The 21,378-nt window shown below is 64.6% G+C and carries 16 protein-coding genes and 5 pseudogenes; 12 read left to right on the forward strand and 9 right to left on the reverse strand.

From position 1 onward, the window contains the following. Window positions 1-183 precede the first annotated feature (183 nt). Both AB0M26_RS24700 and AB0M26_RS24705 read right to left on the reverse strand, forming a co-directional pair. Window positions 184-523 (reverse strand): annotated as a pseudogene (locus AB0M26_RS24700) (DUF2267 domain-containing protein); the annotation flags it as partial. Between the two features lie 307 nt (window positions 524-830). Next, on the reverse strand, window positions 831-1,268 hold the full coding sequence (locus AB0M26_RS24705) for an Hsp20/alpha crystallin family protein (protein ID WP_365264014.1): 438 nt from the start codon (window positions 1,266-1,268) through the stop codon (window positions 831-833). A 202-nt stretch (window positions 1,269-1,470) separates the two neighbouring features. Between AB0M26_RS24705 and AB0M26_RS24710 the strand changes: the two genes are divergently transcribed. Continuing rightward, complete coding sequence (locus AB0M26_RS24710; protein ID WP_365264049.1) at window positions 1,471-2,067, forward strand: type III effector protein; 597 nt, start codon at window positions 1,471-1,473, stop codon at window positions 2,065-2,067. A 209-nt stretch (window positions 2,068-2,276) separates the two neighbouring features. Here the strand turns inward: AB0M26_RS24710 and AB0M26_RS24715 are convergent, their stop codons facing one another. The 4 genes from AB0M26_RS24715 to AB0M26_RS24730 all read right to left on the reverse strand — a co-directional run bounded on the left by AB0M26_RS24715 (window position 2,277) and on the right by AB0M26_RS24730 (window position 4,757). After that, window positions 2,277-2,678, reverse strand: coding sequence for a DUF2267 domain-containing protein (locus AB0M26_RS24715; protein ID WP_365264015.1), 402 nt, complete (start codon window positions 2,676-2,678; stop codon window positions 2,277-2,279). A gap of 103 nt (window positions 2,679-2,781) precedes the next feature. Beyond that, complete coding sequence (locus AB0M26_RS24720) at window positions 2,782-3,207, reverse strand: Hsp20/alpha crystallin family protein (protein ID WP_365264016.1); 426 nt, start codon at window positions 3,205-3,207, stop codon at window positions 2,782-2,784. 503 nt (window positions 3,208-3,710) lie between these two features. Continuing rightward, a complete protein-coding gene (locus tag AB0M26_RS24725) occupies window positions 3,711-3,809 on the reverse strand; it encodes a transposase family protein (protein WP_365264050.1) in 99 nt (32 codons plus the stop codon). Between the two features lie 288 nt (window positions 3,810-4,097). Next, entirely contained in the window at window positions 4,098-4,757 is a 660-nt protein-coding gene (locus AB0M26_RS24730; RefSeq protein WP_365264017.1) for a hypothetical protein, read from the reverse strand. Window positions 4,758-5,810: 1,053 nt separating this feature from the next. Here AB0M26_RS24730 and AB0M26_RS24735 point away from each other — a divergent pair. Continuing rightward, the gene (locus tag AB0M26_RS24735; RefSeq protein ID WP_365264018.1) at window positions 5,811-7,307 is read left to right on the forward strand and encodes an MFS transporter; all 1,497 of its coding nucleotides are present in this window, start codon (window positions 5,811-5,813) and stop codon (window positions 7,305-7,307) included. A gap of 513 nt (window positions 7,308-7,820) precedes the next feature. On the opposite strand, the pseudogene AB0M26_RS24740 reads toward AB0M26_RS24735, so the two are convergent. Next, window positions 7,821-8,201, reverse strand: a pseudogene (locus AB0M26_RS24740) (helicase associated domain-containing protein); the annotation flags it as partial. A 162-nt stretch (window positions 8,202-8,363) separates the two neighbouring features. Beyond that, window positions 8,364-9,869: an IPT/TIG domain-containing protein gene (locus tag AB0M26_RS24745; RefSeq protein WP_365264019.1), complete on the reverse strand. Its 1,506-nt coding sequence runs from the start codon at window positions 9,867-9,869 to the stop codon at window positions 8,364-8,366. Window positions 9,870-10,121: 252 nt separating this feature from the next. Between AB0M26_RS24745 and AB0M26_RS24750 the strand changes: the two genes are divergently transcribed. The 10 genes and pseudogenes from AB0M26_RS24750 to AB0M26_RS24795 all read left to right on the forward strand — a co-directional run. Further along, window positions 10,122-10,304 carry a hypothetical protein gene (locus tag AB0M26_RS24750; RefSeq protein ID WP_365264020.1) on the forward strand — a complete coding sequence of 61 codons (183 nt, stop codon included), beginning with the start codon at window positions 10,122-10,124 and terminating at the stop codon, window positions 10,302-10,304. Window positions 10,305-10,307: 3 nt separating this feature from the next. Then, a pseudogene (locus tag AB0M26_RS24755) lies at window positions 10,308-10,455 on the forward strand (IS5/IS1182 family transposase); the annotation flags it as partial. Window positions 10,456-11,290: 835 nt separating this feature from the next. Continuing rightward, window positions 11,291-12,034, forward strand: a complete 744-nt coding sequence (locus tag AB0M26_RS24760; protein ID WP_365264051.1) for an NPP1 family protein — start codon at window positions 11,291-11,293, stop codon at window positions 12,032-12,034. A 427-nt stretch (window positions 12,035-12,461) separates the two neighbouring features. Then, a pseudogene (locus tag AB0M26_RS24765) lies at window positions 12,462-12,762 on the forward strand (transposase); the annotation flags it as partial. Between the two features lie 549 nt (window positions 12,763-13,311). Next, on the forward strand, window positions 13,312-14,106 hold the full coding sequence (locus tag AB0M26_RS24770; protein WP_365264021.1) for an ABC transporter ATP-binding protein: 795 nt from the start codon (window positions 13,312-13,314) through the stop codon (window positions 14,104-14,106). Further along, a complete protein-coding gene (locus AB0M26_RS24775; RefSeq protein WP_365264022.1) occupies window positions 14,103-14,819 on the forward strand; it encodes an ABC transporter ATP-binding protein in 717 nt (238 codons plus the stop codon). Before AB0M26_RS24770 ends, AB0M26_RS24775 begins: the two co-directional genes overlap by 4 nt. Window positions 14,820-14,848: 29 nt before the next feature. After that, a complete protein-coding gene (locus AB0M26_RS24780; protein ID WP_365264023.1) occupies window positions 14,849-15,694 on the forward strand; it encodes a branched-chain amino acid ABC transporter permease in 846 nt (281 codons plus the stop codon). Between the two features lie 37 nt (window positions 15,695-15,731). Continuing rightward, window positions 15,732-16,766 carry a branched-chain amino acid ABC transporter permease gene (locus AB0M26_RS24785; RefSeq protein ID WP_365264024.1) on the forward strand — a complete coding sequence of 345 codons (1,035 nt, stop codon included), beginning with the start codon at window positions 15,732-15,734 and terminating at the stop codon, window positions 16,764-16,766. Between the two features lie 65 nt (window positions 16,767-16,831). Next, the gene (locus tag AB0M26_RS24790) at window positions 16,832-18,145 is read left to right on the forward strand and encodes an ABC transporter substrate-binding protein (RefSeq protein ID WP_365264025.1); all 1,314 of its coding nucleotides are present in this window, start codon (window positions 16,832-16,834) and stop codon (window positions 18,143-18,145) included. Between the two features lie 121 nt (window positions 18,146-18,266). Continuing rightward, window positions 18,267-18,441 (forward strand): annotated as a pseudogene (locus AB0M26_RS24795) (transposase); the annotation flags it as partial. Between the two features lie 9 nt (window positions 18,442-18,450). Here the strand turns inward: AB0M26_RS24795 and AB0M26_RS24800 are convergent. Beyond that, complete coding sequence (locus AB0M26_RS24800) at window positions 18,451-21,147, reverse strand: LuxR C-terminal-related transcriptional regulator (RefSeq protein ID WP_365264026.1); 2,697 nt, start codon at window positions 21,145-21,147, stop codon at window positions 18,451-18,453. Window positions 21,148-21,378: the final 231 nt, after the last annotated feature.

Here is a 21,378-nt window from a genome sequence, read left to right on the forward strand (position 1 = left end):
GACCTCAGAAGTCACGTGCTTCAGGCGATGAAAGTGCTCACCTGCTGGCGGCTACGGCACCGAGTTTCTACGACCCGGCAAGTCCCATTAGGCGGCTTGGATGAGTTCGGCTCGTCCGAACAGGAGGGCGTATCCGCTGGGGAGTTTTGTGAGGATGCGGGTGAGGAGTTCGTGGCCGGCGAGTTCGGCGACGAGGTTGAGGACGGTACCGGCGTCCCAGCGGCTGGTCGCTGGAGTGCCGCCGGTCCGGTCGGCGAGGTCTTTCACGAATTTCCAGCCGGCCAGGCGTTCGGTGGCCGGGACCTGCCGGGTGAAACACAGTGCGGCCTCGGTGGGGAGGCGGGCGGTCCAGGTCGACGCGCTCATCGCCCGCGAGCTGGCGCCCGAGGGCGGCCAGTACGGTGCTGACGGCCGTTTCGGCCTGCTCCCGGGTGGAGTACGCGCCGTCGTAGCGCACGCGCTCCAGCATCTGCTCGTAAGTCATGCCGGGGGCCGGACGGTCGAAATGGGGCTGGGCGCACATGGCACAAGGCCGCCTTTCTTCTCTCGCGTAGGAGTGGTTTCGCAGGCGTAGGACGCTTGGGCTCGATCAGGTGGCAGAGCGCCCGGCCGGGGCGTGCCGACGGTGCACGCACGACGATCGGTCGGTCGGCGTCAGGCGCCCAGGCGCCTGGGCCGGCTGTGCCTGGGCAGCTGTGCGCCTGGGCCGTCTGTGCGCCCGGGCCGGGTCTGCGCCTGGGCCGGCTGTGCGTCGGGGGCAGGGGTGAAGGGGAGGGACCCCCGCCCCCGGGCACATCCCGGCCGAGTGCTCTGCGCGGTGACCGAGCGGATCAGGTGGTGATCTGCTTCTGGTCGCTGTCCGCCGCGGTGACGGTGATCCTGCGGGGCTTGGCCCGCTCGGCGATCGGGATGCGCAGGGTCAGGACTCCTGCGTCGTAGTGGGCCCGGATGTTCTCGGTGTCCAGGCTGTCGCCCAGCATGACCTGGCGGGCGAACACGCCCAGAGGGCGCTCGGAGACATTGACCTGGGCGTCCTCGGCGTGCGCGAGGGGCCGGCGCTCGGCCTTGACGGTCAGGGTGTTCCGCTCGACGTCGATCTCGATCGCGTCGGCGGACACACCGGGCAGGTCCATGGCGATCACGTAGGTGTCGCCCTCGCGGTAGGCGTCCATCGGCATCGAGGACGGCCGTGACCAGGTCCCTGTCGTTCCCATGAACTGCTGGGCCAGACGGTCCAGTTCACGGAAGGGGTCAGTGCGCATCAACATCGGGGTCACACCTCCATCGGCTCGCTGAAAACTCAGCCAATGCGCTTCACTTGAAACGGTTGTATCATGTCATCGAAACGATGACAACTGTAAAGTCGCCTGTACGTTGACGATCCGGGAGGCCGCCGTGGACCAAGCCGAGCAAATTCCAGAGCGGGGCCGGGTCCAGGCTCTTCTCGCCACCCACCAGGCACTGATCGACATCGCCACAGCGGTACGCATCGCACATGCCGCCGAAGCGGGCGCGCCGAGCGAGGAGGACAGGGGCTCGGACGCGGAGCAGGCGCTCGCCTCCCTTGCACTGCTCCGTGACGTGCGCGAACGCCTGGCCGCCTGGGAGACAGGCCTGATCGAGGCGGCCCGCACTGCAGGGGCCAGCTGGGCCCAGCTGGCCCAGCCGCTCGGAGTCGCCAGCCGCCAGGCCGCCGAACGCCGCTATCTGCGTCTGCGCCCCGGCGCCGCAGGCAGCACCGGCGAACAGCGCATCCAGGCCACACGCGACCGCCGCGCCGCCGATCGCAGCGTCGATGTCTGGGCCCGCCGCAACGCAGCGGACCTGCGCCGCCTCGCCGGGCAGATCACCGCCCTCACCGACCTCCCCACCTCGGCACGTGCACCCATCGGGGACCTGGACCATGCACTGGCCGCCGACGACGCCGCAGGTCTGGTCGGTCCGCTCGCCGATACGCACTCGCACCTGCAGGACAGCCACCCCGACCTCGCGGCCCGCATCGAGGGCATCAACCGGCACACCGACCAGCTCCGCCGGGACAGCAACCACCAACGGCGCCTCACCTGACGCCACGCCCTTTGAGCAGCCGGCACCGCGACCACTTCCATCAACCCCTCGCCATGGTGTTGCTGCCAACCCCGGAAGGCGTAGCGGGGCGTGCCCGAATTTCGGCGCGAGCCCGTCAACAGCGCATGACCGGGAGCTTGCCCGCCTGTGTGCCGCAGAAGACCTGACGGAAGTGCCGGCCAGGTCGGCTCTCCGAGAGCGGGCGGCGATCAGCGTGGCCCGCGGAACGGCTTGCCGAACAACAGGTCGTAACCAGCTGGGAGTTGAAGGAGCAGCTGGTTGAGCAGATCGTCGCTGATGGTGTCGGCCACGACGCTCAGGACGGCGCTGACGTCCCAGGCCGCGGTTCCTTCGGTGGCACCTTCGATCCACGCCGCGGTGGCCCGTACGAACCGTTGCGGGGAGAGGGGTTCGTGTGCTTGCAGGGGGTTGAGCAGGATGAGCGCCAGGGTCTCGGGGAGCCGGGCGGCGAGCCGGGCCCGTACGTCTCCTACCAAGTGTGCTCCCAGCAGCGCCAGGACGACGCGGGCTGCGCGCTCGGCCTCGGCTCGGGTGGGGTACTGGCCCCGGTCATGGACCGCTGTCAGGAACGTCTCCCATGGGGTACGCATCGTCTCCCTCCGGTAGTCCGCACCCGCGCGAGGGGTGACCCGGTCAGGACGGCAGGGGCCGACGGCTGCTGTCGTGAGCCCCTGCCTGCCGTTGACGCGGGAGTCAGCCGCTCCTGATCTGCTTGCGTGACTCGGCGCCGCTTACGGCGATCTTGCGGGGCTTTGCCTGCTCGGCGACGGGGATGCGCAACCGCAGGACGCCGGCCTCGTAGGAGGCGTCGACGCGCTCGGTGTCCAGGGTCTCGCCCAGAAAGAGCTGACGGCTGAACATTCCCGCAGGGCGCTCGGTGACCACGAACTCGGCGTCCTCGGCGGCACTCGGGCGGCGCTCGGCCCTGACGGTCAGCACGTTTCGCTCGATGTCCAGGTCGATGCTCTCCGGGGCCACCCCGGGCAGATCCAGTTCGACAATGAAGGTGTCACCGTCCCGGAACGCATCCATCGGCATGGCCGCGGGCCGCGCAGCGGTCCCCAGCACATGCTCGGTCAGCCGGTCCAGCTCACGGAAGGGATCCGTTCGCATGAGCATCACAACCACACCTCTCTGCAGACTCAGATGCCCATATAGCGATAATTGGTTATATAACTCGCGGAATCGAATCTGACAAGCCAGGGGTTGGCACCCGGAGTTCTCGGACTGCTACTCGGCGTAGACAGCCCAGGACGTGTTCGTTGCGGTTCAGGAAGACTCAGGTGGCAGGAAGCCACAGTTTCGCTCCACCGGCCGTGTCCACACGGGAAAGCCCAGTCAGGGCCCAGCCATGGCCCGGGCTGGGCATTGCGGGAGTGGCCTGAAACTATCCGGGGGAGGAGGAGAGGGTCGGCGTTGATCAGGCCTGGCACAGCCACCTGGTCACACGGCGGGCAGAAGGCCCTCGTAGGCCGCCACGGTTGCGTTTGCCAGCCCGCGGGGCGGCGCCCGTGATTCCGGTCTTCTCGTTCTTGCCGAAGTGGTCGACCACCTCGGCAAGAGTGCGGAGCCGGAGGCCGGGCGCGATGGTGCAGCCCTGCTGTGCCAGGGGCGGCCGCACTTCACTGATCGCAGGCTTGATGGGTGGAGCGGTTGACGTCGAACCAGCAGGCCAGCACCTCATGGGTGGCGCCGTGGCGGAGATGGACCAGCGTGGTCAGGAGCCGACCGACAACGACGAGCTTGTGTCAGGCACCAGCACCGACAGTTCGCCGACGTGGTCGTGAGGCGAGTGCTGCCTGGTGCCGTTCGCGGCACAACGAGCCGATATCTGCTACGAGTTCGACGATCACCGCAGAGTCCAGCCCGGTGATCTCTGAACTGCAGATGATCGCTGCATGCGTCCGGTTCCGCATCACCCACCATGATCGACGATCAAGGTCTCGACGTGCCGCCGCCGACCATGCACGAGCTCGTTGGGGCAGCTGGACAAGGCCCTGTGCTGCGCGTCACCCGACACCGCTCCCGGCTGCTCTGCGCGCGGAGACGGTGATGAACAATCCCGTGCCGATGAGCCACAGAAGGCTGGGCCATGCAGACACTCGCTCGAAAACCCCTTGAACCCCGGGGTCCGGTCTGAGCGCCGTGAGCGTGGCGGCGATGATCGACATAACAGCGCAGGCGATGCCGATCGCGCCCCAGTAAGGCCGGTTCGCCCCCCGGAAGAGGCTCCCCAGAAACAGGACGCCCACCGCCCCGCTGAAGAAGCAGACCCCGGCGGACAGCAGATGCTCGGTAGGTCGTAGGTTGTATGGATTCATGCCAGTGGATACGAGGCCAAGTCCGCTCACGATCAGTGCACCGAACGCCAGATTCCTGACACGGCTTGGTGTAAAGATCGCCGCATTGTGTACAGCTCCCAGGCAGAGGGAGAGCCCCCCAACGATCCATGCGACGTCGGCGGCTTCATGCCAGGGCGAACAAAAGCGAAACCCTTCAATACGGCCACAATGTGTAACTCCGAGCGCCGAAATGATGTGGTCTTCCAGGTTCTGACTCGAAGCATGGGAAAGGACAATCGCATTTACCGCGAAGATCTGAATCAGCGACGTCCAGAGTAGGCCTCCGATCGTGAGTCTCCTCGAAGCAGTGACGTTTAGTTCGTGCATGTTCGATCTAATCAATTAGGTCTCAATTTCGTCGATAGCAGGGTGCTGGATGCGAGGCGATCACTGAAGCAGAGTGAGCCGCGATGCAACCGTATATGAATCAACAACAAAAACCCCTCTGAACGCACGCTTATCGCACCTTGGGCCCAACGCTCGACATCTTGGGCCTGTGCGTTCGTCGAGCTGAGGAGACCGGCGCTGGAAGCGCACGCACCTTCTGCCGGGTCGTGAATCTCCGCAGTGGCCTCAATATTTGCCCCACGCAGACCGAACCGTATATAGCTGACTACGCTCAACGTCGGTACCCCATTTCGCAGAGGCCCAAGCGGCGTCATCGTCTTCGAGCCCGGCGTCGCGCTTTGCAGCACTCGCGTCCGGATGTGGTGTAGCAGACAACCCCCGCCACGGCGGCAAGAGCAGCGCCCTCGCACGTGCGGTCGCTCCAGCCGGGGCCGCGTGTCGCCGAACAATTGCCCCGCGCGGTGCCTACCGTAGGCGAAGGTAGTGCCCCCGTCGGGGCAACGAATCCTGTCTGATCACGGTCTTCCCCAGGCCCACGCGCTGACTGCTCCCAGAGGAGGCTGACCACCGCTGGTGCCCCGGCTGAACCGGGAAGGGCGACCCACCGTAGGGGTGGGATCCTGCGACCCGACCCGGGCGCTTCGGTCAGTAATGCCTGACGTCCCGGCAATGCGCTGAAGTCGGCACCGGTGCCTAATCCAGCCTGAGTCATCAATTCCTGTTCCGATGGAGTAGCGACGCCTTGGTCTGTCCAGGTCGGGAGTCAGATGCGGAGCCTTGAGGAGAGAGGCTCAGTGCTATCTGAAGGCCCTCGACCCGAACCATTGCGATCCCGCTCGGTGGAGACCGAGAAGCGTCGTGGGGTATGAGATCGACGTCGGCGTCGCCTGCTGGGCAATGAACTGCGAGTGTGCCTCCGGGCTTTCGAACACTCATAGCCCCTAGCCTGGGGCTCGTTGGCCGCAAGGGATCTCCGGAAGGTTTGCGTTGAGGCGACTGCGCGTCAGGGAGGAGCACCACCGATGGTGGGTTATGGGCGCCATGATCGTGGCCAGAGCGATCATCGGGATCGATGCTCTGGCCGTTCTCGTCGCACTTCCTGCGATGCAACGGGAGTTCGACGCCTCGCCTACTGATCTGCAGTGGTTCGTCAACGCCTTTCTCCTCACCTACGCTGGATTGGTCGCCTTGGGCGGGCGGGCCGGAGACGCTGTCGGTCACTTGCTCGTCCTGCGTGTCGGTATGTTGCTTTTCGTTGCGGCCTCGGCTGCCGGCGGCCTGGCCCAGTCGACCGGTTGGCTGATCGCCTCGCGCGCTGCCCAAGGCGCGGGCGCGGCATTGATTCGGCCAAATTCCGAGACGATTCTCGCTTCCCAGTTCGGCCAGCAGGAGCGAGGTCGTGCAGTGGGGATCTCCGGCAGCGCGTCCACACTCTTCATGGGTATGGCGCCGTTGATCGGTGGACTACTGATCACGACGTTTTCCTGGCGAGCGATCTTTTACATCAACCTACCCCTCGGGCTGGCTTGCTTGGCTCTCGCTCGCATGCTTCTACCTGCCGGCAAGATGAGACACCGTCCTGTGCCTTGGGGAAGTGCACCATTGATCATGCTCGGTTTGGGGGGCCTGGTATTTGCTGTGATGACGTCCAGGGAGTGGGGATGGCTCTCGCCGACCTTCATCTCTCTATTGGCGGCCAGTGCACTCATCCTCGTGACCGTGATCAAACGGGAATCGCGTCTGGCTGATCCGTTGATCCAGGTCCGGTTGTTCGCCCTGCGCAACTTCAGTGCCGACGCCGGACTGCTCACAGCAATTCAGTTTTCAGTCTTGGGGTTCCAAGTCTTCTTTGTCATCTGGATGCAGGACGTTCTCGGTTTCTCAGCCATCAAGTCCGGCCTGTTTGCGCTGCCCATCATTTTGCCCGTGCTCCTCTGTGCTCCCTTGGGCGGTGCACTTTACGACCGCGTGGGTTCCCGTATGCCCGTGGGAGCAGGAGGAATGCTGCTGGCCGGCGGGCTCCTGTGTGCCGCGGTCACTCTTCACTATGAGTCATACTCGTGGCTGGTGGGATCCTCCCTTGCGGTTGGGACCGGGATCGGCATACTCATTGCCCCGCTATTTACTGACGCTTTCAACGTGACACCACCAGAACTGCGCGGCCAGGCACAAGGCGTTCTCGAAACGACTCGTGGGATGGGTGCCGCGCTTGGACTTGCAGTCATGGGCGCGGTCGTTACACACGTGCAGGGCTCAAGCCTCTCGGCCGTCCTCCAGCGCGACGGCCGTATCCCGATCAGCCATCTTCACGAAGTGGAGCGCTCGATCGGCAAGGCGGTAACGATACAGAACCAGGCAAAATTGCCCGCCGGTATCCCGGCGGACCTGCTTCCTGAACTGAAGGAGTCTGTGACCCTAGCCGTCTCTGCTTCCCTCTATCTCGGTTTCGGTGTCGTGTTCCTGGCAACGTTGGTGGCAACCTTGCTCCTGCCACGCAAGGTCCCGGGGGGAGAATTCGGAACCCGGTAGGGCTGAACCGCGATGAGGGGATGTCCACGGCGAATTGAGCTGACCGTCCCACCCGAACATGTCCCGATGCCTTGGCGAATCGTCCGCAAGCGCTCCCCCGCATACCTGTTGCCGGGGCGCCAACACCTGGAGCCTGGACCGCAGTTCGCGGCTGCCAAAGTGGTTGCGGTCGGCGTCCACGCACGCACTTCGTAAGTGACTCTGCATCAGCGCCAGGCTGGCTCTGTGGATGCCCGTCGCGTCCCGTGAGCCAGGAATTGTGGCGGCACGCCGAGACTGAAGACCGTAGCCACGCTGGACCGGCTTACCCGCCGCGTCGGCGAAGACGCAGCCTACGCCGCGGAGGCATAGAGCCTCCGGGGCTACGGCCGGCGGTGATTCATGGACGCACCGCCGCCCTGCCCGAGTGGGCCGAACGGACCCCTTGCGGTCCTCATGAGGAGGCTCCGGCGCGTCACTCGCACCGGAACGTCACCAACTGCTGCCAGTTCGGCCTGGCAGGACACTACGAGGCGTGTGTGAGACCCACACGTCCAGCATCGGCTCCGTTTTGCCGTCGCCCGCGATCTCTTCGCTGTGACCGCGCGGCACCGGCCGGTCCGCGCCATCCCTCTCCACCCACTGCGCAAGCGCCTCCACGCCCCGCTGGAACGGCTGCTGCGCCTTACTCGAGCCTTCGGCGCACGTGGCTGCCGGGGCGGGAGACGGCGCTTCGGCCGGCTGCACGCCCAGCGCGGACAGCCGCTCCTGCTGCTCGGCCGACGGGTGCGCCCAGGTGCCCGGAACCTTCTGCAGCTCCAGCCACTTGCCCAGGTCGTCGCCCTCGAACAGTACCCCGGGTTCGATGGCCGGCAGGGCACCGTCGGCGTCGACCAAATCCGCGAGGACGCGGTGGTCGCCGCCGCTCCCCGGGGCAGCCCCGCCGCACTGCTCCGTGGCCTGCCCCCCCGCAGGGCGAACGGCCCTGCGGCGATCCCTCGCCCGGCAGGTTCGGCTGTCGGCGGCCAGGGGTCCGGGCTGCTCGAGGGGCTACCCCTGGTGCGGGGCGTGCGGAGGCTACCGTCCGGTGTAGGTGAACTCGTCGTCCGGGCTGGTGGGAGAGGTGGCCTTGCCGACCGTCACGGTGATGTTCACCGTCTGTTGGACGTCGAGCTGACCGGGTGCTGTTGCGGTGATCTGGCCGGTGGAGACGAACTCGACCGAGTCGGATGCCTTGTCCTTGAAGTGCACGGTGGCGCCATTGGCGAAGCCCGAGCCGTTGATGGTGACCGGGGTGCCGACCTTTGCGCTGGTCGGACTGACCGAACTGACCACCACAGGTGCAGGACCGCCATAGGCGAACTGCCCCATGGCGACGGCCGGGGAGGTGCCGAGGGTGTTGGTGACGCGAACGTGGACGACGCCTGTTCCGTTGGGGACCTTGGTGGTGATCTTGAGGCCGGAGGGGTCGATGACGGTGTCATCGTCGGCGCAGGCGAAGTGGCCGAAGTCGACCTTGCTGTCCGGACTGAAATCATTGCCGTTGATGGTCACCGTGTCGCCTGCGGCGCCGAAGGTGGGGCTTACGTCGGTCACCACCGGCGGTGAAGGGACGGCAGGCGCCCCCACCAGGTCCAGGTAGGTGGAGTTGGCGTGCTGGAAGGCGACCTGGCCGAGGAAGTCCTGGGTGGTCTTGTTGACCAGGTTCTTGGCAAGGCTGGTGTACCTGGTGTTCATCGGGTAGAGCGTGCCGGGCTGGACGTAGACGTTGCCCTTGGTGCGCTTGGAGATCGTCCCGATGAGCAGCTTCACTTCGTTGGTCGCCTGCGGTCCCGGGTTCGGGTACCAGCCGGCGGTGGTGTCGAGATCGGCCCACGCGTGCGGTACCAGGTCGTAGGCATTGTTCTGGCGCTCGTTGATGATCCACGGCACTGAGTTGAAGTAGTCGACGAAGCTCTGCGTGCCGGCGGTGGGAGCGGCATAGGTGATCACCGCGAACCTCGGCTGTTTCGGGAGGGTCTGTGCCTGTAGGTACGGCGCGAGCATGGTGGCGATGCAACCACCCAGGCTGTGACCGGTCAGATAGACGGTCGGCTGCGGCGAGGAGGGCGCCGCCTTGAGGGCGACAGCGAGAGCCTGAGCGAGCGTGGCGTTCGGGGTGGGTGAGGCGATCGAGCGGGCTTTGGTAACCCGTTGGAACGCATCCATCGCCCCCTTGGAAACGGTGATGGACTTCGGCGATCCGCTTTCGGGGAACGGGACGACCGTGCCGACGTCGAGGTCCTCGAGGATGTCGGTCAGATCGGCGTCCGTTCCGCGAGCGACCACGGCGAACTCGTTCGAGCCGTTGGTGCTTCGTGCGAGGTAGGCCATATTGGCGTTGGCCTCGCTCAAGGCGAGCCACACCAGCTCCCACGCGCCCTGCGTCGCAAGGCTGCGATCGCTCAGTTGCGCGTTGATGCCGGTGATGATGCGTTTGGTTTGCTGCTCCAGGGTTTCCCCGGACGGACGCGGGGTGGCCCCGGTGGCTGCGAAGGCAGCCAGGCTCATGGTCACATGGGCGATAGTCGGATCGGGCGCCATCGTTGTTCCTGCTCCTCGGATGTTTTGCCGGTGCGGAGGCGGGACGGGTTTTCGGCAGCATCAGGACAGGGATCTGCCGAACTGGCCGTCAGATTGGGTCGCGCACAATCAGACCTGCCCTCTGTGATGTGGGGTGCCTTTCCGGGCTTCAGGCTGACGAGGTTCACCTTGTTGGCCCTTCGCCATGCATGTGGGCGGTTCGCCGAGCCACATGATGCTGAGGCTTTCCACGCCGCCTATCCGCGCGGGCTCTTGAGAAATTGGGCCAGCGCTGAGAAGCGGTCGGACGACCGGACGGTCCTCAACGGGTTCGTGTGGAAGTTCCGTACGGGCCACGCTGCACTCCCGCTTCGCCGACGGGCCAATGGCGGCACGTTCGAGCGGCTGTTCCAGGCGGCGCAGGCGAAGGCGGATGCGGCCGGAGACATCGACTGACTGTTGTCGGTCGACTCCACGGTCGTGCGGGCCCACCACCACGCCGCCGGAGCCCGAAACGGGGCGCCGGGCGCTTGGACGGTCGCGAGGCGGCCTGGCCAGCAAGATTCATCCGGCCTGCGATGCCTTCGGCCGCCCGTTCGCCCTGGTGGTCATCGGCGGCAACACCAACGACTGCACCCGGTTCACAACGATGATGTAAGCGATCCGAGTGCCCCGCACCGGCCCTGGTCGGCCCCGGACCAGGCCATCTCATGTCATCGGGGACAGACACGGACGGATCACATCGGCGCTTACCGGCGCGAGCATGCCGCAATGAACTGCGGGTCTGTTCTTCCGTTCGCCGCGGATGCTGAGCCGGGCGATGAGCTATTCGAACCACACGGTGAGCTGATCGTCGGCCGAGTCCAGGCACCGCCAATTTCCCGACACGATCCGCTGTTGGGGTCGTGCGGCCGTTCGGGGTTTGGGCGAGCGCCTCTCCCGGGCGATCTTGACTGGTCTCCCTGCGCGATCGACTCGGTGAACATGCGGGCGCTGAAAAGGAGGAGCTGACCGGTCCGAATCCTGTCGGCCGGGGCAAGTACGGCTCGAAGGTCCACAGTTGCTGACGTATGCGCTGGAGGTCATGCTCACTTCTGGATGGCCTCCCCGGCTTCATGACGAGAGTCATCTCCGGGCTGCCGAGGATCGGACGAGTGAAAGGTTGTCGATTATTGAGAGCAATCCGCCACTTGGCGGATGTTGGGGGTGCACCACAACTACAACGATGAGGCCCAAGAGGAGCCGATTCATTGACTCTCTCCATCTCACACAAAGACCGGCGCCTTCACTAGAAACTCGTGAAGGTGCGTCATTTCGTAGAGCCTCCACTTCGACCGTCCCATATTAAAGACCATGGGATTCCCATGGGCCGTCAGGAGAAGTAGAACTTGCCAGTCTTTGACACCCTGTCAACTAAAAATCGACGAAGATTCAGTCGCTCAATCGCACTACGAGCCCTACTCGGTGCTGTTGTCCTGGTCTTCGCTTTCCCTTCATCCGCGTTCGCCGCTGAGCCACCTCAAGCACTTCCGTCGGTATGGGAGTTCGACGAAGGCCAGTTCCAGCCAGCCACAGACTCCGATGGAGACGGATGCTACCCCACACCGGCTATCGGGCCTGACGGGCGAGTTGCTGAAGGGCTGAACAACTCCGGCGCGCTGAACGGCAACTGCCGGGACATATGGGATCTGGATAGTACCAACTCGTACTCTCGCAAGAAGTGCAACAACGGCTGGTGTGCCTTCATGTACGCCTACTACTTCGAGAAAGACCAAGTCGTCGCTGGCCTCGATGCCTTCGGTCACCGACACGATTGGGAACACATCCTCATTTGGGTAAAGGATGGCATTCCCCGGTATGTGTCCACTTCTGCGCACGGCGGCTACTCAACCCATCCTCGCAGTGAGGTCGCTTGGGAGGAAAGCCATGCGAAGGTCGTCTATCACAAGGATGGCGGAGGAACGCATGCGTTCCGTCGCGCAGCCTTCGATGAAACCCCGGAGAATCACTACGGGAAATGGCAATACCCGGCATTGGTGGGTTGGGACTACTACCCCGATGGCGTCCGGGATATCCTGACGCAGGCTGACTTCGGCGAAGCAAACTTCGGGCTCAAGGACAGCGCTTTCTCATCTGAGCTCATGAAGGCCAAGCCTGGTGGAATTCCATTCGATCCGTTCTCCTGAGGCCGTGGCGAGACCATCGGAAGGGTGGGTGAGCGCAACACTGACACCGGGGTTCTCTCAGTATTCATGATCGCCAAGTTTTGTTGAGGACAACGCTGGTTGCGTTTGGCCGGTCGGTGGTTCGTCAAGCCGGTGATGACGAAATAACGGGACCTCTGGTAGAGCACTGTGGTGTCGAGCCATGTGATCAAGTACCAGGGGTCCCGTTGCAGGAGTAGTCCGTCATCATGCGGTCGATCACGACAGCGGCGCGCCTCGGCCTGCCCGCCCCGATGCGCCCGGCTGCGTCGGTCTTCGGCCAGGACGCGACGCAGGGTCCGGACGGCCCGCTGCGCCGGCTGTTCGAAACCCTCCGGAGACACCCTGGAGTTCCCCCCTGTCTATGGCTGCTTGACGAGGTCGAGCGTGGCACCCGGCGCATCCTCGCCACCGCGTTCGTCACCCGAGACCTCGGGTGAAGGCGCCTACGCGCTGACAAGGGCTACGACTATCCCACCTGCGCCGATGGCTCCGCGAAGGGGGTATCACGCCTCGCATCGCACACCACGGCGTCGAGAACTCTTCGCGCTTGGCCGGCATCGCTGGGTCATCGAACGCATCATGTCCTGCCTGACCGGGTACCGCCGACTCAACCACCGATAGAACGCCATCCCCGCAACTACCTGGCCTTTCTCGGCCTCGCCGCCGCCCTCTGCTGCTACAAACGCTTCCGCAACCTCACCATGTAGGACACGGTCCAAGACCGCACACGCATCGGCTCGCCGTGGCACATCAGCCAATCAGGCAACGGTCGGTCCGAAGCCGAATGCGGTCAGGATAAGCACGCCCATGCCCACCGTCCCGGCCCAGACTCCCATTGAGGCTGCCCGGTACCGATCACGATAATTTCTGCCGGTGGGCTTGCTCGGTTCAGGTGGGGAAAGGCCCCTGTCTGCCACGAGTACCGCTTGGCTTTGCTGCCGACAGGCCTGGGGCTACGAGCCAGCTGTCACCCTGGCATCGCTTGTTATGCCCGGGGGAATCGTCACAGCCTCCAGGCAGCGTGCATCAGACACGACGACGCAGGCCCGTATTCGACAAGGATCTGCGATCTAAGATGATGTAGGCAAACGGGCCATATAGGCCTGGATTGGCGGGAGGCGATGGATGGGAGCAGCAGCGGAGCAGCAGCGTGACGCCTTGCCGCTTTCCCGTGCCGACAGCGCGCTGAGAACTCTGCACAGGACCATGCATTCTTGCCCGCATAGTCCTGGCAGACTCCTGACGGAGGGGGAGGGGTGGGTGACCTTTTGAGGATCGAAGATCTGAGCGTCTCCTTCGGAGGGCTGTCTGCACTCGAAGGCGTGTCGTTGTCGGTGGGAACCGATGACGTGCTCGGAATCATTGGGCCGAACGGAGCAGGTAAGACCACCGTGTTCAATGCCGTCTGTGGATTTGTCCGGCCGACCGGTGGCGCGCTGTTTTGGAAGGACCGCCGCCTTCCGTGGCCCCGGCCCCATCAGCTGGCCGGACTGGGCATCGCCCGGACCCTACAGGGTCTCGGGTTGTTCCCCGGTCTGACCGCACTGGAGAACGTGATGGCCGGCGCGACGACAGGCGCGCGGAGCGGCTTCCTTTCCGCCCTGCTTGGTCTTCCACGCTCCGACCGCGACGAACGCCATCTGGCAGACAGAGCGCGTACCACTCTGCACGACCTGGGCGTGGCCGACACAGAAGACCGGATGCCCACTGAACTGCCCCACGGAGTGCAGAAGCGGGTAGCACTGGCTCGCGCGCTGGTGAGTGAGCCCGAACTGCTGCTGCTGGATGAGCCCGCTGCCGCCCTGTCGCACACCGAAATGCGCGATCTCCAAGCGCTCATCACGGGGCTACATGAGCGGATGGCGATCGTCGTCGTGGAGCACCACATGGATCTCGTCATGAGCGTCTGCGAGAAGGTGCTTGTTCTGGACTCCGGAAGGGCTATCGCGCGCGGAACACCTGGTGAAGTACGGAGCAATCCCGAGGTCGTGGCGGCCTACCTCGGTGCCCCGGTTGGCACACCCCCACCGCCGGGGCACGAAATTCCATGATCGAAATTCGTGATCTCGTTGTCACTTATGGCAGGGCCACCGCGCTGGATGAGGTGTCCTTGACGGTGGGCAAGAAGTGCATCACTGCTGTGCTGGGTGCCAACGGCGCCGGCAAGACCACCCTGCTGCGCTGCATCCACGGCCTGGTGTCTCCCCGTGCTGGCCGGGTGGTACTGGAGGGGGTCGACATCACCGGGCTGCCGCCGGAGCACATCGTGCGACTCGGGCTCGCGCATGTTCCCGAACGGCGCGGGGTCATTGCCCAACTCAGCGTGCAGGACAACCTCTTGCTCGGCGGCCTGTGGAGGGGCTTCCGGGAACGAAGAGCCCACACAGCGGCCGGGTTTGATCAGGTGTTCGACCTCTTTCCCCCTCTGGCGCAGCGGCGGCGGCATCTCGCTGAAACCCTCTCGGGGGGAGAGCGGCAGATGCTTGCCATCGGCCGCGCACTGATGGCCCGCCCTCGGGTGCTGCTCCTCGATGAGCCGTCACTGGGACTCGCCCCACAGGTTGTCGCACAAATCTTCGCTGTCTTGAGAGAGCTGTCGCAACTGCAGGGCATCACGGTGCTCCTGGTGGAACAGAACGCGCACAGTGCCTTGTCCATTGCCGACCGCGGGGTGGTGTTGAACCTCGGACGGGTCGTTGTGACAGGCGCAGCCTCACGACTGGCCACCGCAGCCGAACTACGCCACGTCTACCTGGGGTTCTGATGTATTTCCTCAACCTGACCCTGAGCGGCGTGACCAGTGGATTCATCTACGCAGCCATGGCATTCGCTTTGGTGTTCATCTGGAGAGCAACCCGGATCCTGAACTTCGCTCAGGCCGGCATGCTGCTGATCAGTACCTCCATCGCACTGGAAGTGATCAATGAAACCGGATCGTACTGGGCCGGTTTCACCACCGCGGTGATCTCCGGCTTCCTCATCGGAGCGGTAGTCGAAATCGTGCTAATGCGGCGTGTGGAGCACACCGCTGCGCTGAACGCCCTCATCGTCACCCTCGGCCTGTTGCTGTTTCTCCAGGCTGTCACCGGCATGGTGTGGGGTGGAACACCCAGATCCTTCCCCTCAGCTCTCAGCGTCAGGGGACTCGCCATCGGACAGGCTCGCCTGCTGCTCTCACCGTCCGACTTGTTCACGATCACCACCGTCCTCGCCATCGTGGCACTCCTGGTCGTGCTCTTCCATGCCACGGCCGTGGGGCTTCGTATGCGCGCCACCGCTTTCGCGCCGGAGGTGGCCCGCATGTTCGGCGTCCGAATCGCAGGTGTCTCAACGCTCAGCTGGGCTCTTGCCGGAGCCCTCGGGGCAGTCGCCGGAGTCCTGGTAGCACCCTCGACCTTCGTCGGCCCCAACCAGTTCGACGCCGTGCTCGTGTTCGGGTTCGTCTCCGCCATCGTCGGAGGACTCGACAGCCTCTCCGGTGCCGTCGTGGGCGGACTGCTGGTCGGACTCACTCTCTCCTATGTATCGGGCTATCTGGGGTCGGAGACGGCCCTACTGGGAGCGCTGGTCCTGCTCATCGTGGTTCTGGCAGTCCGCCCCAGCGGCCTGTTCGGACGAACTTCCGCGCGACGGGTGTGACGCGGTGCCCACTTCCCCTCTTTCCTCCGCCACGACGATGACCCGCAACAGCGCCGCGCAGGTGCGGCGGGTTGTGGCAAGCCGGACCCTTGCCCGGCATCTTCTGCTGGGAGCGCTGGCAGCGCTCGCAACATGCTCCTGCGCGCTGGCGTTTGCTCCCTATCAGAACCTCCAGCTCGCCACAGGCGCCGGCTATCTGTGCGGCGTTGCAGGACTGACCGTCCTGACCGGTACCAGCGGACAGATCTCCCTGGGACACGGCGCACTGATGGCCGTCGGGGCCTATGCAACCGCCCTGTTGCTCACCGACCTGCACTGGCCCATGCCGACGGCGCTCGCCGGCGGCACTGCAGCGGCTGCACTGACCGGAGCGCTGGTGGGCACCGCGACGGCTCGCCTCCAGGGCCCTTACCTGGCCGGCGCCACCTTGACTCTCGCAGTGGGGCTGCCCGCACTGGCGAACTACCACCCCTTCCGGGACACCCTCGGCGGCGAAAATGGTCTGGTCGTCGCCCCACCCGTACCCCCAGCAGGCCTTGCATCCCAGATCCCGCTCGAACGCTGGCACGCATGGATCGCCGTAGCATGCGCCACCGCAGTGCTGATCCTGCTCGCCAACCTCAAACACAGCCGCACCGGACGCTCCTGGCGTGCCGCACGGGACGACGAGGTTTCTGCCTCCCTCTGCGGAATCCGTGTTGCCCGATTGAGAGTGCTCGCCTTCATCGTCAGCGCCGGATGCGCCGGCCTGGGAGGCAGCCTGCTCGCCATCATCACATCCGTCGCAGCCCCCGGTGCCTTCGCACTGGCCTTGTCGCTCTCCCTCCTCGCCGGCGCAGTGATCGGCGGTCTGGGAAGCCTGACCGGTGCCGTCTGCGGGGCAGCCGTTCTGGTTCTGCTGCCCCAATGGGCGAGCAACGTTGCCGAAGCCCTCCACCTCTCCCAGGGCTTCTACGACAACCTTCCGCTCGCACTCTACGGCCTGGCGCTCATGCTCTCGATCATCGTATTCCCGCAAGGGATCCACGGGGCAGTTGCACGCCTCACTCGAACCCTTCGCAGGCGCCCGTGAACGAGTGTCATACCGCAGCCGGCGCAAACCACCCAAGTCACCACCAGATTTTTGAGGAAGGCGACATGAAGAGAACTGGACGAAGCAGAGTGAAGCTGCGGGTCATCGCATCGCTCACCGGTTTGGTGTGCCTGCTCGGCGCCTGCGGTGACGGATCTGACAGTGGCGCCACGCAAGGTGTCACGGACGACACGATCGTCATCGGTAGCCACCAGCCGCTGACCGGCCCGGCGGCACCGGGGTACAGCAACATCTCCAAAGGCGCCAAGGCCTACTTCGACCACGTCAACGCCGAAGGAGGCATCAACGGCCGCAAGATCGAATATCGCTATCGTGACGATGCCTACAACCCCACACAGACGGTCACAGCCAGCAAAGAACTCGTCCTCGAAGACCGCATCTTCGCCATGATGGGAGGGCTGGGCACGCCCACACACACAAAGGTCATCGACTTCCTCAACGCACAGAAAGTCCCGGACCTGTTCGTCGGCTCAGGATGCGCCTGCTGGGACAACCCCCGCAAGTACTCGCGGACCTTCGGCTGGCAACCCGACTACATCATCGAAGGAAAAATCCTCGGCAACCACATCAAGCATCAGTACCCGGGCAAGAAGGTCGCGTACTTCTACCAAGATGACGACTTCGGCAATGAAGGGGTCGAGGGCCTCGACAAAGCTCTCCCCGCGGACTCGGTCGTCAGCCGCCAAAGCTATCAGCCCAAGGGCACGGACATCGCGCCACAGGTATCAGCCATCGCTGCAAGCAAGGCCGACGTTGTGGTGATCTTCGCTCTTCCCGCCTACACCGCACTCTTCAAACTGGTGTCGCTCAAGCTCAACTACAAGCCGACCACCGTAGTCAGCAGCGTCAGCGCGGACCCAACCAACTTGAACACACTTCTGAAAACGTACGCCAAACAGGTAGGCGGCAATGCAGGGTCAGGAGATCTCGCGGACGGCATCATCACTGCCTCGTATCTCCCGCCCAACACGGAAACCTCCAACAGCTGGATCAAGCTCTTCCGACGCATCCACAACCAGTACACCCCCAAGGCACCCTTCGATCTGAACATCGTCTACGGCATGTCCCAGGCCTACACCTTCGCTCAGGCTCTACAAGCTGCAGGCAAAGACCTCACTAGAGACTCCCTCGTCAAAGCCCTTGAAAAGGGAGGCTTCACAGGACCGGGCCTCGTACCCCTCGAATACAGCTCCACCTCGCACTCCGGTTACAAAGGTGAGCAGATCGGGACCATCAAGGGATCGAAGTTGGCACTTCAGGGGACACCACAGGTCACCGACAACGGCGATGGCCCCATCACCTCCTACACCACGGCGCAGCCGCAAGCACCAGCCAACGGAATTCCCTCCAAAGAATAAAGAGAACGCGGGCAGACTTCCCCGAGCAGCGCGAACTTGAACTCATCAGACCAGCAAGCTCACCAAGGCCGTTCCATATCCAGTCGGGCCGAAGACCACGAACCAGGCGTAATGGATCTTGGCCAGTGACACAAAAGCACTGGCTCACGCCATAGCCCGGGGCCTGGACCGAGACTGCGACGCCGTCATCGCCGCGCTCACGCTTCCGCACAGCAACGGCCCCACCGAGGGCGCCAACACCAAAATTCAAGCGGACCGCGCGCCGGATGCACGGACGAGCAGGCTTCACCCTTTTGCCGTCCCCTTCAGCGTATCCCAGGCTGCGGGGACTTGGATGTGGCGTGGATTCTGGGGGACTCAGGTGTTTGCAGGGTGTCTTTCAGGGCGCGTCGGCCGGTGACACCGAGTTTGCGGTAAATGCTCTGCAGATGGTTGTCGACTGTGCGTTTCGATATCATCAGGCGCTCGGCGACCTTGGCGCTGGGCAGCCCTTCAGCGACCAGGAGGGCGATTTCCTTTTCGCGGCGGGTCAAAGGGGTGACTGTAAATGCGTCGACCAGGCCAGGTGTCCGGGCTCCTTCGCACTGTGCGGCAAGGTCTGCTGCGCGGCTGCGGGCCGCGGCCGCTTCGCGGGGGAAGCCTCTGCGTTGCCAGGCCAGGGCTGTGGCTGTGGCAGCTTCTGCGGCCAGGAGGTTTGTTCCGTAGCTGCTGAACCTTCGGGTGCAGTCCTGTAGTTGTTCGGGATTGTCGTTCACGCATGCGGTCGCGTACTGGGCGCGTGCGTCGGTGAGCTTCCCGTCCCCTATGCCGGCGATCTCTGCGAGGCGGTCCGCGACAGCCGGGGCATCGCCGAGCCGTACCTGATCCATCAGTACACACGCCTCGCTGGTGAGAGAGGATTCGCGTGCCACGGTGGCGCCCTGGGCGAGGATGGACAGGGCGAGCGGGATGTCACCCTGGGCTGCCGCCAGCCATGCCTCCGCCCGCTCTTCTTCGGCCGCGAATGAGCTCCAAGGACGCAGCCCTTTTGCCTCATCGAGGGCGCGTTGGGCTGCTTCGACGTCGCCGAGGAGAGCCACTGCTTCGGCGAGCCGGGCCAGCGCCAGAAACAGGGGCCCGTTGAAGGAATATTGACGGGCCAATGCCGCACCTTGGGCGGCCCAGCGCCGGGCAGTGGCCGGCCGCCCTTGCATCAGTGCGACGCGAGACAGTGCGGTTGCGTTCCAGGTCTGTCCGACGAGTATGCGGTCGGCGGAGGCGTCCTCCCAGCTCTGCTGGCCGAGCGCGAACGCTTCCTCGAGGCGGCCTGCTTCCTGCAGGCCGAAGGTGATGGCAGTTATGTACTGCGATGGATGGGGCAGTGCTGCCGATTCGCTCAGCCGCAGACGCTGGGCGTAGCCGGTCTGCGCACTCTGCAGGCCTTCTTCGACCCGGCCGTTGGCGATGAGCGCGTACGCATGCGCGAACTGCGAAGGGCCTCGCAGGTTCGGGTGGTCGGCTGCGCCCTCCAGGCCTTCCAATACATCCAGTGCTTCCCGGACCTTGCCGGAGGTGCAGAGGATGTTTCCCCGTTCTGCGGCGAGCACGGCACGGCCCTCCGCGGACGTCACCTTCTCGGCTGCCTCTGTGGTGATCTCCAGGGCCTCTTCGGGGCGTTCCAGCCCCCACAGCATGTTGCGAATGCGTTGCATCGCGACGAGGATGTGCTCTTCCTCGCCTCTGGCCCGGTCTGCAGCCTGCTGGAGTACCTTCTCGGCTTCTTCAAGTTCCCCCAGTTCATAAAGGGCTTCGCCCAAAAGGAGGCGGGGCCAGCAGCCCTCGTCCACCCAGCACGCGGCGCTGGCAAGCTCCCGGACCTGGGGAAAGTCATGGGCGTAGCGGGCCAGTTTCGCCCCCCGCAGCAGAAACTGTGGCTCTGCTTGTCCAGTGGCAGTCAGCTCCCAGCTGGCTATGCGCAGGACATCCTCGCGTCGCCGCGCCCCGTGGGCGCGCGTTCGCTGGGCCTGTTCCAGGAGCAGGTTTCGCCGCCGCCATCCGGAGATCCCGGACTGGACGATCTCCCCGTACATCGGGTGAGTCAGGGTGAGTTGTTGCCGACGTTCCTGCAGCGTCATATCAACCAGTCCGGCTGCTGCGAGTTCGTCCACCGCCGCTTCCGGAACTTCTCCGACTCCCACCGGCTGGCACAGCGCGAGGAGCTCCAGCACCTCGTGTGCCGCCCTGCTCACATTCTCCTTGCGCTTCCTCAGCAGATCCCCCAGCAGATGCGTGCCGGCCAAGGGCCCGGTCAGCTGCCACATCTCACCGTCATGGAGAAGGGTGCCCGATTGCAGGGCACCCAGGATGAGTTCCCGCAAGAAGAGCATGTTGCCCTGACTGCCATCGAAGAGCAGACTCACCGACCGGGGTTCAACAGGCGCTTGGAGCACGGCCGTGAGCAGTTGCTCGGTTTTCTCCCGGCTCAGATCGAGCAGGTCGACACGCAAGGCCGCATCTCCCGACTGCAGCCCGGAAGCACTTTGATCCAGACGATCACCGGATCGCACCGTGGCGACCAAGAAAACCGACTGCGCGGCCAGCAGCTGGCCAATCAGTGTCGCCGACGTCTCATCCAGCAGATTCAGATCATCCACCAGAAGCACGTGACGCTTCCCCTCGCGGCCCGCCCCCCTCTCCAGAGCATCACGCGCGGAGCGGAAGGCCGGTGCAGGGTCGGAGGCATCAAAGGCCTCCGGTAGTAGATGCGCCAAAGCGCCCAGCGGAACACCCGCCGCTGCGTTCGTCACAGCACGACCGCACCGATGCCCCCGGACCCGGGCCAGGGAAAGGCACTCTTCCGCCAGCCGCGACTTGCCCACCCCAGCCGCCCCATGAATCACAAACGCCTGATAGTCACCATCGGAGAGGACCCTGGAGAAAGCCTGCAACTCCTCATCACGTCCAGTGAACGGCCACCTATGCGAAACGAGCCCGAACCGTGCAGCCACCCGCGGCATCACCATTCACCTCGGAACTCACTGGCATTGCACCACCAGGCCACCCCAGGCCTCGCAGTGTTCCCTCAACCAGTACACCAACCGCCACCACCCCACGCCAGCCGAAACGACAGCCGGCGCCTCCACCCCTACGGCCTGCGCAAACACAGTAGGGGCGAAGGCGCGGTGCCGACGCTCATGCAGCGCACAGTGGGATGCATGAGAGCGGGCCGGCTTGGCCAAAGCGTTCCCCGAGGC

Source organism: Streptomyces sp. NPDC051776 (assembly GCF_040681345.1).
Lineage (GTDB): Bacteria > Actinomycetota > Actinomycetes > Streptomycetales > Streptomycetaceae > Streptomyces.